Genomic DNA, 12277 nt, shown 5'->3' on the forward strand with positions numbered 1-12277 from the left:
CTTTTTATAAAAAAAAACAAGCAAAGGAAATCCTTGCCTGTTCATAAAATATTAAATTATTTTTTTTGCGAACTATTTTTTGCTTGTGCATTCATAGATGACATCATCTGATGTAATTTCTTTTCAGAAGGTTTTTGGCCCATTTGGACCATCATCATTCTTAACATATCTTCATTGATTGGTGGGTTCTTTTGTAAATATGTTTCCATATACTTACGAGCACCGAAAAATCCTCCGACAAGTCCAACTGCTAACGCAATAACGGCGATTAAAATCGTCATTCCCATTGACATAATTCAAGACCCCTTTCAATTCACTTCAATCACTAATTCTACACAATTTTCACATAAAAGAAAAGGTAAATCTATTCAAATTGGGAACTATTTTCTTAGTTATCTCGTAAACCTTTATCACGTTGAACTTTTTTTACTTTGTCAGGTGTTACTTCTTTACCTGTTTTATCATAAACCTGCATCATTTCAACTCGACTTCTAAAACTTTCTCTAAATAATGCAAGATACGTTTCACGAAGTTCTTTTCTTTCAGCTTCTTCAGCCTTTGTTAAACCTTCATCAGTTTTACTTTTTGCAGCTAATTCATTTATTCTTGGTGCTAAATCTTCTGGGATCATTTATTATCACTCCTTAAAATTTCACTCATAAGCATACCTGATAATATGATAAAAAACAATTATTCAAATTAACCGAACGTTTGTTTGCAACAACTACTTTCATATGCTACTATTAAAATAATAAATAATGATGATGAGGTGTACTAAATGACAAAAGCATCTGACAGCAAACAACTTGCAGTCTTGCGCTTTATTCATGAACGAGTGGACACGAAGGGTTATCCACCAACTGTTAGAGAAATTGGCGAAGCTGTTTCTCTATCATCTACTTCCACTGTTCATGGACACATTGCTCGACTTGAAAAAAAAGGATTACTAACTAAAGATCCCACCAAACCTAGGGCAATTGAACTTACACCACTTGGATTAGATGCGATTGGCGTTAATAGTCATGAAAATTTAATTCCAATGGTCGGGACCGTTACTGCTGGTGTACCCATTTTGGCTGTTGAACAGGTAACTGATTATTTCCCCCTCCCACCTGACTTTAATTCCTCAGATGATTTATTCATGTTAACAATTCGCGGAGAAAGCATGATTAATATTGGGATATTAAATGAAGATCAAGTTATTGTCAGAAAACAGTCAACTGCTGAAAATGGTGAAATTGTTATTGCAATGAATGAATTTGATGAGGCAACCTGTAAAAGATTTTTCAAAGAAGAAAATCATTTTCGTCTCCAACCCGAAAATGATTCAATGGAACCAATTATTTTAGATTCTGTCTCTATTTTAGGCAAAGTCATTGGACTCTATCGTCATTTTTAATGAACAAAGCAGAAAAAGCTACTAAATTAGTCAGACTAATCTAGTAGCTTTTTCTATTGAATAGAATATTGCCTTTGCATATTTTTGCTGCCTATTAAAATATATTTAGATTTATCATTACTGTAATCTAAATAAATATCTGCTCCATCATTTTTTAAATGATTTTGATACATATTCTCGTATAATTCAATAGAAACTTGAACACGTTCTTCTAAATTAATTTTCGGTAATTGACTCTTGAAATTATCTGTTAATGTACCAGAAAAGAATTCTCCAACTGCCCCTGAACCATAGCTATACATCCCTATTCTATCACCGGCCTCTAAATCATTACTATTTTCAAGTAAAGATATAAAGCTTAAATATAGTGAGCCAGTATATAAATTTCCAACCTGATTATTATACTTTTTAGCTGCCTCAAATTCTCGTTCTAATTCAATTTTTTTGCTATCTGTCGCTTCATTAAGGACTTCTCTTAAACCTTTAACACCAAGTTTTGTATATGGCAAATGATATAAAATAGCCTTAAAATCAGCAACAGTTAATCCTGTTTTATTTTTATACTCATTCCATGTTTGATTAAAAAAATCTAAATATACGTTCTGAGAAGTTTTACCGTCTACAAGTGCTTCGCTGTGATTTAATGGGCGCCAAAAATCCATAACATTTTCCGTTACAAATCCACTATCTGCATCTAATAAAAGTATTTTTGGGTTTTTCGTAATAATCATTGCGACAGCGCCGCCACCTTGTGTAGGTTCACCCGCAGTATTTAGACCATATCTAGCAATATCAGCACCAATGACTAAAACCTGACTATTTGGATTAAGCGACACATGTCCTTTTGCCAATTGAATAGCGGCCGTTGCTCCATAGCAAGCTTGCTTAATTTCGATTGATCTCACGTGTTTTAAGCCTAAAAGACCTGAAACGTAGGCTCCTGCCGACTTTGAATTATCAATACCGGATTCTGTTGCAAAAATAACAAAGTCAATTTTGTCTCTATTTTCGTTATCTATTAATAGATCTGCAGCATTTGCACCCATCGTCACCACGTCCTGTGTCGGCGGTATAACAGCCATTTTTGATTGGCCAATTCCAATTAAATATTTATTAGGATCTACATTTCTGACATTAGCTAATTCTGACATATCAACGTACTGATTCGATGTAAAAAAATTAATTCGATCAATTCCAATTTTCATTAATCTTCCAGCTTCCATTTATTATATTGTTTTTATTGTACTTGATGTCTCATTTGATGGCAAGATTTGGTATCACTGGTTTAAAAAGGTATCATTATTCAGTTTCAAATACTAAACCTAAATACTTTTATTACTACCCTAGAAATATCTTTATCAATAAACTATCACACTCGGCGAACAGATAAAATTTGGCAACGATTACAAGACTCATTGGTCGTATTGCACTTAATTGCACTTAATTGCACTTAATTCCCCTTGAATACTAATTATAGAATCACTTTATGTATTCTCTTGTAATTGTCCAGTTAGACGTATAAAATTTAACCATATATTTATACGAAAAAGGGGATTAATATGATTGCACAAACATTTTATTTAATTGTTTTAATTATTTGGGTGTCTATGATTGGGTTAACTATTTGGGATAAAGGTTTGACTAATTTTTTTAAATATATATTCACCCCTACAAAAATACCAAGACAAAATAGATTTAAACACCCTTTTTTGTCGTTTTTAGTTATTCAAGAAAAAGAACAAAAATTTTATTTTTATGCAGTAAGTTTTTTAATAGGTACAATTTTTGGTCTAATGTTTTTCCCCAGGTTCTTAATTTTAAGACTACTAACATTTAGCATTGCTTCATTACTGTTTTGTTATAGTTTTTTTTCATACCTAAAATTATTCCCTAAAAAAACAAAACTCTGGCAAATTGAATCGTATTTATTATTACTTATTACTACATTCATTTTTTATCTAATTAATTATATGAATTTGATTACACCACTAATGGAAACAACAGTTATTTTTACATTTATATTAGGTATTATTATCATTACCTTTAGTTCATTCTATTTATTAAAATTACTTTCATACATTGTTCAAAATAATTTTGCACATACTGTACAGGTTATTGCTGAATTTGCATTAAATATTTTCTATGAAGGTTTGCTTGTTGGAACTTCTTTAATAGGCGTTTTAGGAGGTGAATCAAAAGTTACCGAATTTGTCTCTAAGTTACCCAGTGTCCATGTTGTTGATCACTTAGTAGCTATTTCATATTATGGCTTGAGTGATTTTTTTGGAGACCCCATAAATTCTATTCAAAATGTTCAGTCATATCCAACAATAATTTTATATATTCATCTGCTAAGCTTATTATTTGGCGCAAGCTACACGTGGATATTTCTTGCTAACTTAATAAGCATTGATAATAATTAAATGAGTTTTGCAATTATATTAAAAAGTTGATATACTAAACAAAGTTATTTTGGAGAGTTGGCAGAGTGGTAATGCACCGGACTCGAAATCCGGCGAACGCTGTAATGGCGCGCGCAGGTTCAAATCCTGTACTCTCCTTTTTATATCATATTAAACCAAAATAAAAAAACACAAACGCCAGTTTAAAGGCATTTGTGTTTTTTATTTTGTATAAAAAGAGACTATAAAGCATTAAAACATCATATGACTTTGCACATATTTCGCACATTTTTATATACCTAACATTAAAAAAGCTTTAAGTGACTTTCTGAATTATAAAAAATCAGTATTATACCTGTATCTTGGACCCAAACTGATGTATATATAATTAATATTTCGCAAACAACCGTCTGTTCTTGGTAAAAGGAAGATAATATTCAAAAGCTCGTAGCTTAATTTAAAAATAAAAAGCTCTAGTATTGGACGAAAATCCAATACTAGAGCCTCATTTTATAAAATTATACAACAATAGCTATCATAAAGCTGTAATCATGAATTTAATAGTTCATTAAACTGAATATATCATAGTCTTTTATTTTTTGACGGCCCTTTAAATCATCTAATTCAATAAAAAAGGCAGTCCCTACAACAATACCACCTAATTGTTCAACTAATTCTATCGTCGCTGCAATCGTACCACCAGTTGCTAATAAATCATCTGTTACTAAAACCCTCTGTCCAGGTTGTACCGCATCCTTATGCATATATAGTGCAGATTCTCCGTACTCCAATGCATACTTGGCCTCAACGGTTTCTCGAGGTAACTTACCTTTTTTTCTAGCTGGTGCAAATCCTACACCTAGATCATAGGCCACTGGACATCCAACAATAAACCCTCTAGCTTCAGGGCCAACAATCATCTCAACATTTTTACTCTTGGCATATTCTACAATTTTATTTGTTGCTTCGCGGTATGCTGCTCCGTCTGCCATTAAGGGTGATATATCTCGAAAAACAACACCTTTTTCTGGGTAATCAGGAATTGCAGCAATATACTTTGTTAAATCTAATACCATTAATAAACGCTCCTTTAATCTTCTGTATTCAATTGTTCAAGTATCCACTTTTTAAGATCATTCTCTTTAGAGTAGACTAACTTATCTTCAGCTAATATTCGATTATTTCTTAGCTTATATTCAGAAGTATTTTTAATGTCCATTTTATTTGTTGTACTTTTTCCAGTCATTAATCCATCTTTTATTTTAACAAATTCCAACTCTAAAAACACCTTAATCATGAATATTAATAAATTTTTCTTTATTTTTAAAAAATCAGATAAGACGATTAGTTGATTATTAATATCAACATCTTTATGACTCATCACAAATTTATATAACTTTGCATACTGTTCTCTGGATGGCATACCATCTAAATAGGCACTGTTAGTCTTTAAAAATACTGCAATTATTTTCTGACTATCCGATAAACGTAATATTGTAGACATTTGTTCCAACGAGCTTGGGCAATCTACAAATATAATTGTTCTTTGATTATCAAAATCTGATACACTTTTTAGTTGATCAGCCTGCTTAAATATCTGTTTGTCTGATGAAAATTGTTTTACTTGGTCATAATTTTTTTTATTCCAGAATATAAACAAGCCTTCATTTTGAAATAAACTTTTATTCACGTGGTCAGTTCTTTCATCAATAATTACAAGCCCTTCAAATTTAATGTCCTGTACCATTAACTGTAAATTTGTTTTATTCATCCATACATTTTTTTCAATTTCACCGATTAATTTGATCTCATCTAAAGTATTCTTGAAATCATCAACATACTTTGCATTTGAAAATGAAATTCCACTAATTTTTTCTTTCTCACCAACAACTTCAAATTTTAAGTGAGTTCCTGTTTTACCAATAGCCTTAACATTTTGTATTGATTTATATTTAATTTCAAAAATCGGTTTTTCATTGTCTGTACCAAATGGTTTTAATTTTTCAATATCCTTATAAAAATCCAAAGTCAATTGATCTACATTTAGCTTTGCTACAACCACTTTGGCTGGCTTAACGTTCAATTGAATTCCTTGAGATACTGCTTCATTTTCCAAGTCTAATCTAAATCTTTCTAAGTTTTGAATGGGAAATGTTAATCCCACGGCCATATGATGTCCACCAAAATGAGATGTTAATTCTCTATGTTCATTAATTGCGTTATACAAATGAAATGTATCAATACTTCGACCGGATCCTTTTAAATAGCCCTTCTCTGTATCTTGGTTTAAAATAATTGTCGGTTTACCAGTTACTTCAACAACACGACTAGCAACGATACCTAATACACCTTCGTGCCAATTTTCACCTGTTATTACCAGTGTTTTCTTGTACTGATTATACTCTGCTGTAGCCTGTTTCAATGCTAGTTCTAATATATCTGCTACAATTTTTTGACGGCGTACATTTTCAGATTGAACAAAGTTTGCTATTTCCTGTGCTCGTTCATCGTCTAGACTAGTTAACAGTTCAACACCAATATTTGCATCACCTAATCGCCCAATTGCATTTAAACGCGGCGCAATACCAAAACCAATATCTTTTTCATCTACTGTTTCCTGTTTTACATTCGCAACTTCCATTAATGCAATCAATCCTGGCCGGAACGTTTGTTGTAAAACCTTCAGACCGAAACTTACAAGTGAACGATTTTCATCTGTCAGTGATACCAAATCTGCTACTGTACCGATTACCACTAAATCTAGTAATTCTTCTGAAATATCACCTGTTAATGCACTCGCAACTTTAAATGCCACACCAGCACCTGAAAGTTCTCCAAACGGATATTTTCCTTCAGGATGTCGAGGATGAATTATTGCATAAGCCTTTGGTAAAACATCTGGTAATTCATGATGATCGGTTACGATAACATCTATACCTTGAGATTGAGCAAATTCTATTGCTTCATTCCCTGATACACCATTATCAACAGTAATAATCAAATTAGTACCATTGTCTATTATTCTTTTATAAGCATCTACATTAGGTCCGTAACCATCTATAAATCGGTTAGGTATATAAGTTTCCACATCTGCGCCCATATCACTAAGTGTCTCAAACATGATTGAGGTACTCGTTAACCCATCAGCATCATAATCACCATAAACCGTTATTTTTTGATTTTTAACTATTGCTTGTTGAATTCGTTCAATTCCTTTACTCATATCATGCATAAGCATTGGATCGTGAATGTTTTCTGCTCCTACATTTAAAAAATCAGTAATAGCTTTTTCAGATGTAAGTCCGCGGCTCCATAGTAAAGATATCAATGAATGATCTAATTGAATATTTTCAAATATTTCATTAGGTATTTTGTCATTACTTAAATCTAAAAACTTCCAACTATACTTTGATTCAATCATGTTAAACCTCTACTTTACTAACGATTTATATTTTCTGATTTTAACGTTTTAATTTCATTTTGTAGTAATTGAACTTCTTTTCTATTCTGAGTTTTTATTTTATCAATTGAATTTTTCAATGATTCATCAAAATTATTTTTATAGTCATCCAATTGTTGATTTAATTCTTTATTTTCTTTTTTTAATTTTAAAGTTGCACTTGTTGTTAACAGACCTATCAGTAGTGCTCCTGCTAAAATTGAAAATAATAAAATAAGAATCATTGGCATTTTAATTTCTGCAAACCAAAAATTAATTGAAACTTCCTTTACATTTAAAATTGAAAAAATTGCTATTACGATAATAAGTAATAACGCTATGATTGTTCGCCATTGTTTTTTCATATTTTCCCCCACTATTTTTTGTTAAATACTGTACCCGCAAGTAAATCTCCCATTTTAGGGAAAATTGTATATCCCAAATATGCCATTTCCATATAATATGGTAAATTAATTTCGCGTTTATTTGTACTTATGTTTCTTGATATAATCTTTGCAACATGCGCAGGATTTAGCATCATTGATCCAATATTTTTTAAATAGTTGCCCTCTTTATCAGCTATTTTGAAGAAATTAGTATCAATTGGTCCAGGATTAACTGTCATAACTTTAATCCCTAGTGGTTTTAATTCTAATCTCAACGCATTAGAATAACCAAGGACACCATATTTCGTTGCTGAATAAATTGCTGATTTCGGTGTTGCAATTTTCCCAGCAATAGATGCAATATTAATAATAACGCCATATTTTCTATCTGCCATATTTAGCGCAACATTTTGAGTCATGTACATTAGCCCCAAGACGTTTACTCTAAACATTTTTTCAGCAACATCCATATCAAAAGATAACACATTCTCCATCAAACCAAACCCTGCATTATTTATAAGTACTTCAATCGGTCCAATTGAAGATTCAATTTTTTTAACCATTTTTTCAATTTGAATTGGATCAGAAACATCACATTCAATCGCATAAGCCAATCGACCAGATAGACGCTGACAAGCATCTTTAACCTCTGTAAGTTTATCCATTTGTCTAGCGCAAATAACAACAATTGCACCTTTTCTAGCAACCTCATATGCCAGTTCCTTACCTAAACCACTTGAACCACCACTAATTAGAACGATTCTATTACGTAAATCTTTTAACTCTTTATATTGACTAATCATTTACTTTTTCCTTTTGAGAAAACGGCACATTAATTACATCAAAATCTCTAACAACCGTTGTATTTTTAAAGATACTTCTTGCCTCACTCTGTAAAGTAATGGCCATTTTACCAACATATCTTGCGGAAATATGTGTCAATAATAACATTTTCACGTTTGATTTTTTAGCGATTTCTGCAGCCTGAGCACTAGTTGTATGATAATAATTCCTTGCCATTTTTGATTCAGCTTTTTCAAATGTACTCTCATGAACCAGAACATTTGCATTTTCAGCTAATGTATAACTATTTTTTGTTTTTCTTGTATCGCCCAAAATTGTGACAATACGCCCTTTTTTAGTTTCTCCCAAAAAATCATTTCCATTTAATTTTGTGCCGTCTTCTAATTGAACTATTTTACCGGCTTTTAATTCTCCATAAATTGGACCAGACGGAATATTTAATTCTTTAAGTTTATCTATTTGTAATTCGCCTGCATAATCATGTTCCACAATTCGATAACCCACGCTTATAATACGATGATCTAAGTAATCAAAATATACTTTAAAAGTGCTATCTTCAAATATTAATCCAGGTTTATCAAGTTCTACAAATTTAATTGTATATGACAACTTCGTTTCAGAAACTTGTAAACTGGTCTTCACAAAATTTTGAATTCCTTTAGGACCAAAAATAGTTAAAGGTCCATTACCTCCTTGAAATGATCGGCTACTCAAAAGACCTGGCAACCCAAAAATATGATCTCCGTGTAAATGTGTAATGAATATTTTTTCGATTTTCCGAGGTTTTATTGTCGTTTGTAAAATTTGATGTTGTGTTGCTTCACCTACATCAAACAACCAAACACTATTACGTTCATCTAGTAGTTTTAGTGCAATACTGGTTACATTTCTATTTTTTGCAGGTGCTCCTGCTCCTGTACCTAAAAATTCTAATTCCATATTATTAACCTATCCTTACTTATTCATTTGATTTCATTGGTAATGTAACTTCAAAAACGACACCCTTCGGTATCTTATTTCTAACTTCAATTTTACCTTTATGCTCTTCAACGATCCATTTCGCAATTGACAAGCCTAACCCATTACCACCTGTTTTACGATTTCTTGATTTTTCTTCTCTATAAAAGCGTTGGAAGATTATTTTTTTATGTGTATCACTAATATTTTCTCCATCATTAATGACTTGTATCACTAGTTGCTTAGCCGACTCAATAACGATAAACGAAATTTCATTACCCGCTACTGTGTATTTCAATGCATTATCAAGTAAAATGACAATTAATTGATGTATACGGTCTTCGTCTAATTGAATGTACTTACTTGCAATATTTATTTGAAAATAAAATTGTTTATTTTGACTAAGCGCAATATCTGCATAAGGATGAATAATATTCTCAAAGTATTCCTTAGCAAGGACTTTCTTAAAGTTAAACACATTAGCATTAGAATCTGAATTAGCTAACAATAATAGATCTTTTGTTAGATTATTTAATCGTCTAATCTCACTTAATGAAGTTGCAATTGACTCGCTTTCATCGATAATATTTGCATTAGGTTTTGTTAACAAATACTCTAATTTATTTTGTACTATCGTCAATGGTGTTCTAAGCTCATGGGCTGCATTATCGATAAATTCTCTTTGCTTATTCCATGCACTAATCGTTGGTTTAATACTAATAGATGATAAAATAACACTTAAGGCAATCGACAACATTCCAAAAATAAGCAGAGATACAAGTAAAATATTCCTAAAACTAATCAATGAGTTTTGATTAATCTCAATATTTTCAATAATTTGAATATATCGTGCTTTATGCCATTTTTTAACAGCTGAGTCTGGAATTTCCATTAAGTATGACCTAAACGTAGGTCCGTTTTTTTGTTTAATTGTTTTAAATTTGTTTAAATCAGATTTTTTAAATGGTATCTTATTAAAAACGGGGTATCTGGTACCCATTGCATCTTTATTAATTATTTCTCCATTTTGTGACCATAAGATTTGATAGACTTTAAAGTCAGGTGCTTGCTTCAAAAGTGGACTATCATCGATTCTATTTATGGAGACATAATTAGAATCTTTTATTCGTCTAATTTGTTTTTTCATTGATATATCTACATTAACTGTTAAGGTGTCATTAAATGAACTATATACAATTAAACCAAGTGTTACAAAAATAATACTGAAGCTTAAAAGATACATAAAAAATAATTTTATACGCGTATCTCTATTTGCCTTATTTTTCATCAGGTTCAACCAGATAACCAACGTTTCTAATTGTTCGAATCATTTTTTCATGACCAATCTTTTTTAATTTTTTTCTCAGATTACTCATATAAACTTCTACAACCGTAATGCTAGTATCGGACGTAAATCCCCAAACACGGTCAAATATTTGTTCTTTCGTTAAAATAGTATTCTTATTTTCCAGTAAGTATGTTAAAAATTCATACTCTTTACCCTGTAAATTGATAGATTGGCTGCCAGAAATAATTGTTCTGTTATCAGATAAAATCATATCTTGATATTTTAATTCACTATCTATTTCAAATTTCATTGTTCTTTTCAGAAGAGCCTTTATTCTCATTTGTAATTCGTTTAAATTGAATGGCTTAGCTAAATAATCATCCGCCCCTAAATTAAATCCGGTAATTTTATCGTCAACACTATCTTTTGCTGATAAGATTAGCACTGCCGTGTCAATTTTCTTTTCTCGAATTTTTTTTAATACATCAAATCCCGATATTGTAGGAAGCATTAAATCTAAAATAATAATATCATATATATTTTGTGAAGCTTTAAAAAAGCCTTCCTCGCCATCGAACGCTTGCTCTAACGTCATAATTTTTGCTGTTGCTTCAACAATATTATCAGAAATAATTGTATCATCTTCAATAATTAATCCTCTTGGCATTTTTTTTCCTCATTCCTTTCATTTTCATTAAAAAAAATGCATAATAATTATATCTTCTACTAAAGGATGGTTAAATATTATGCGAATGATCGATTTAGAATTAGCCACTATTGATTTAAATAAAAATTTTAATTTATATTACACTACTAATAATCTATTTTACCCTATTTCTAAGGTAATTAGTACATCAGAATATTTTATTTTAATTGTTACTCCCTCTGATAAACCCTTGTTACTTCAAGATTTACTTCACGTATCTGAGTTGAAATCACGTCATAATAAGCTGTTTATCCAAACTATTGATAAAAATTTACATTTAATTTTAGGTTATAAAATAGATCATAATAAACTATTTTTAGCTTAAAACTTAAAATAGATCTGTCTTCATTCTACTCTGATGCTATTATATATATCGCATGGAGTATTAATAAAAAATGCTAACTGCTGTTATACAGTTAGCATTAGTGACATTTGTTAATAGATAAAGTTATTCTACATAATTATCCTGTCTTTATAGTATATCTAAAAAATGGAGGTAAAACAAATGAATATTCTATCTACAACAGTAAGTATCGTTGCCCTATTAATTTCACTGTATACCCTGTACATCGTCCTAAAAAGTAATAGATAAATTAAACGCTAATTTTTAACACAATACATTATTCATACAACTACTGGATTAAGTCATCAATTGTCCTATCTTATTCAAAAAAGGACAATATTAGTTTGTTGAAACAAATTTAAAAAACATTATAGAACATAGCTATTTTAAGGGTGTACACTTTCTGGTGTTGGTGAAATAAAATTCATCAACACCAGTTTTTTATTCTGAAAACAAAAAAAGAGGCCACCATGACCTGTACTAGGCCCTGTCAAGTTGACGGATGAAATAATATAAAATTTAATATGTTTCTAAATGGCTTTATCCCAGTATT

General features: G+C 30.8%; 13 protein-coding genes and 1 tRNA gene. 4 read left to right on the plus strand and 10 right to left on the minus strand.

All coding sequences use genetic code 11. From position 1 onward, the window contains the following. Positions 1-56 precede the first annotated feature (56 nt). Positions 57-293 carry a YneF family protein gene (locus tag AC1RPH_RS03620; RefSeq protein ID WP_112249992.1) on the minus strand — a complete coding sequence of 79 codons (237 nt, stop codon included), beginning with the start codon at positions 291-293 and terminating at the stop codon, positions 57-59. Between the two features lie 95 nt (positions 294-388). Further along, entirely contained in the window at positions 389-631 is a 243-nt protein-coding gene (locus tag AC1RPH_RS03625) for a DUF896 domain-containing protein (protein ID WP_409022435.1), read from the minus strand. A 147-nt stretch (positions 632-778) separates the two neighbouring features. Between AC1RPH_RS03625 and lexA the strand changes: the two genes are divergently transcribed. After that, the gene (lexA, locus tag AC1RPH_RS03630; RefSeq protein WP_409022434.1) at positions 779-1399 is read left to right on the plus strand and encodes a transcriptional repressor LexA; all 621 of its coding nucleotides are present in this window, start codon (positions 779-781) and stop codon (positions 1397-1399) included. Positions 1400-1452: 53 nt separating this feature from the next. On the opposite strand, the gene AC1RPH_RS03635 is transcribed toward lexA, so the two are convergent. Further along, positions 1453-2604, minus strand: coding sequence for a hydroxymethylglutaryl-CoA synthase (locus AC1RPH_RS03635; protein ID WP_481761392.1), 1152 nt, complete (start codon positions 2602-2604; stop codon positions 1453-1455). A 354-nt stretch (positions 2605-2958) separates the two neighbouring features. Here AC1RPH_RS03635 and AC1RPH_RS03640 point away from each other — a divergent pair, with 354 nt between their 5' ends. Together AC1RPH_RS03640 and AC1RPH_RS03645 are read left to right on the plus strand one after the other, a co-directional pair. Next, a complete protein-coding gene (locus tag AC1RPH_RS03640; protein WP_481761393.1) occupies positions 2959-3822 on the plus strand; it encodes a hypothetical protein in 864 nt (287 codons plus the stop codon). Between the two features lie 51 nt (positions 3823-3873). Next, a tRNA-Ser gene (locus AC1RPH_RS03645) sits at positions 3874-3960 on the plus strand. A gap of 398 nt (positions 3961-4358) precedes the next feature. On the opposite strand, the gene AC1RPH_RS03650 is transcribed toward AC1RPH_RS03645, so the two are convergent. The 7 genes from AC1RPH_RS03650 to AC1RPH_RS03680 all read right to left on the minus strand — a co-directional run bounded on the left by AC1RPH_RS03650 (position 4359) and on the right by AC1RPH_RS03680 (position 11342). Further along, on the minus strand, positions 4359-4877 hold the full coding sequence (locus AC1RPH_RS03650; RefSeq protein ID WP_481761394.1) for an adenine phosphoribosyltransferase: 519 nt from the start codon (positions 4875-4877) through the stop codon (positions 4359-4361). A 14-nt stretch (positions 4878-4891) separates the two neighbouring features. Further along, positions 4892-7222, minus strand: a complete 2331-nt coding sequence (recJ, locus tag AC1RPH_RS03655) for a single-stranded-DNA-specific exonuclease RecJ (RefSeq protein ID WP_481761395.1) — start codon at positions 7220-7222, stop codon at positions 4892-4894. 17 nt (positions 7223-7239) lie between these two features. Beyond that, complete coding sequence (locus AC1RPH_RS03660) at positions 7240-7605, minus strand: lipopolysaccharide assembly protein LapA domain-containing protein (protein WP_481761396.1); 366 nt, start codon at positions 7603-7605, stop codon at positions 7240-7242. 11 nt (positions 7606-7616) lie between these two features. After that, complete coding sequence (locus AC1RPH_RS03665) at positions 7617-8426, minus strand: SDR family NAD(P)-dependent oxidoreductase (protein WP_409022789.1); 810 nt, start codon at positions 8424-8426, stop codon at positions 7617-7619. Next, the gene (gene rnz, locus AC1RPH_RS03670) at positions 8422-9369 is read right to left on the minus strand and encodes a ribonuclease Z (RefSeq protein WP_481761397.1); all 948 of its coding nucleotides are present in this window, start codon (positions 9367-9369) and stop codon (positions 8422-8424) included. The genes AC1RPH_RS03665 and rnz overlap by 5 nt, the downstream gene beginning before the upstream one ends. Before the next feature lie 19 nt (positions 9370-9388). Continuing rightward, entirely contained in the window at positions 9389-10534 is a 1146-nt protein-coding gene (locus tag AC1RPH_RS03675; protein WP_481761398.1) for a sensor histidine kinase, read from the minus strand. Positions 10535-10664: 130 nt separating this feature from the next. After that, complete coding sequence (locus AC1RPH_RS03680) at positions 10665-11342, minus strand: response regulator transcription factor (RefSeq protein WP_409022427.1); 678 nt, start codon at positions 11340-11342, stop codon at positions 10665-10667. Between the two features lie 85 nt (positions 11343-11427). On the opposite strand from AC1RPH_RS03680, the gene AC1RPH_RS03685 reads away from it, so the two are divergent. Then, positions 11428-11706, plus strand: a complete 279-nt coding sequence (locus AC1RPH_RS03685; RefSeq protein ID WP_481761399.1) for a hypothetical protein — start codon at positions 11428-11430, stop codon at positions 11704-11706. Positions 11707-12277 lie beyond the last annotated feature (571 nt).

This window comes from Dellaglioa sp. CoH-57-MRSF-16, from assembly GCF_056782055.1.

Excerpts from the sequence above, each read along its gene's own strand:
- AC1RPH_RS03620 (WP_112249992.1), bottom strand. The coding sequence starts at position 293 with ATGTCAATGGGAATGACGATTTTAATCGCCGTTATTGCGTTAGCAGTT.
- AC1RPH_RS03625 (WP_409022435.1), bottom strand. The coding sequence starts at position 631 with ATGATCCCAGAAGATTTAGCACCAAGAATAAATGAATTAGCTGCAAAA.
- lexA (WP_409022434.1), top strand. The coding sequence starts at position 779 with ATGACAAAAGCATCTGACAGCAAACAACTTGCAGTCTTGCGCTTTATT.
- AC1RPH_RS03635 (WP_481761392.1), bottom strand. The coding sequence starts at position 2,604 with ATGAAAATTGGAATTGATCGAATTAATTTTTTTACATCGAATCAGTAC.
- AC1RPH_RS03640 (WP_481761393.1), top strand. The coding sequence starts at position 2,959 with ATGATTGCACAAACATTTTATTTAATTGTTTTAATTATTTGGGTGTCT.
- AC1RPH_RS03650 (WP_481761394.1), bottom strand. The coding sequence starts at position 4,877 with ATGGTATTAGATTTAACAAAGTATATTGCTGCAATTCCTGATTACCCA.
- recJ (WP_481761395.1), bottom strand. The coding sequence starts at position 7,222 with ATGATTGAATCAAAGTATAGTTGGAAGTTTTTAGATTTAAGTAATGAC.
- AC1RPH_RS03660 (WP_481761396.1), bottom strand. The coding sequence starts at position 7,605 with ATGAAAAAACAATGGCGAACAATCATAGCGTTATTACTTATTATCGTA.
- rnz (WP_481761397.1), bottom strand. The coding sequence starts at position 9,369 with ATGGAATTAGAATTTTTAGGTACAGGAGCAGGAGCACCTGCAAAAAAT.
- AC1RPH_RS03675 (WP_481761398.1), bottom strand. The coding sequence starts at position 10,534 with ATGAAAAAACAAATTAGACGAATAAAAGATTCTAATTATGTCTCCATA.
- AC1RPH_RS03680 (WP_409022427.1), bottom strand. The coding sequence starts at position 11,342 with ATGCCAAGAGGATTAATTATTGAAGATGATACAATTATTTCTGATAAT.
- AC1RPH_RS03685 (WP_481761399.1), top strand. The coding sequence starts at position 11,428 with ATGATCGATTTAGAATTAGCCACTATTGATTTAAATAAAAATTTTAAT.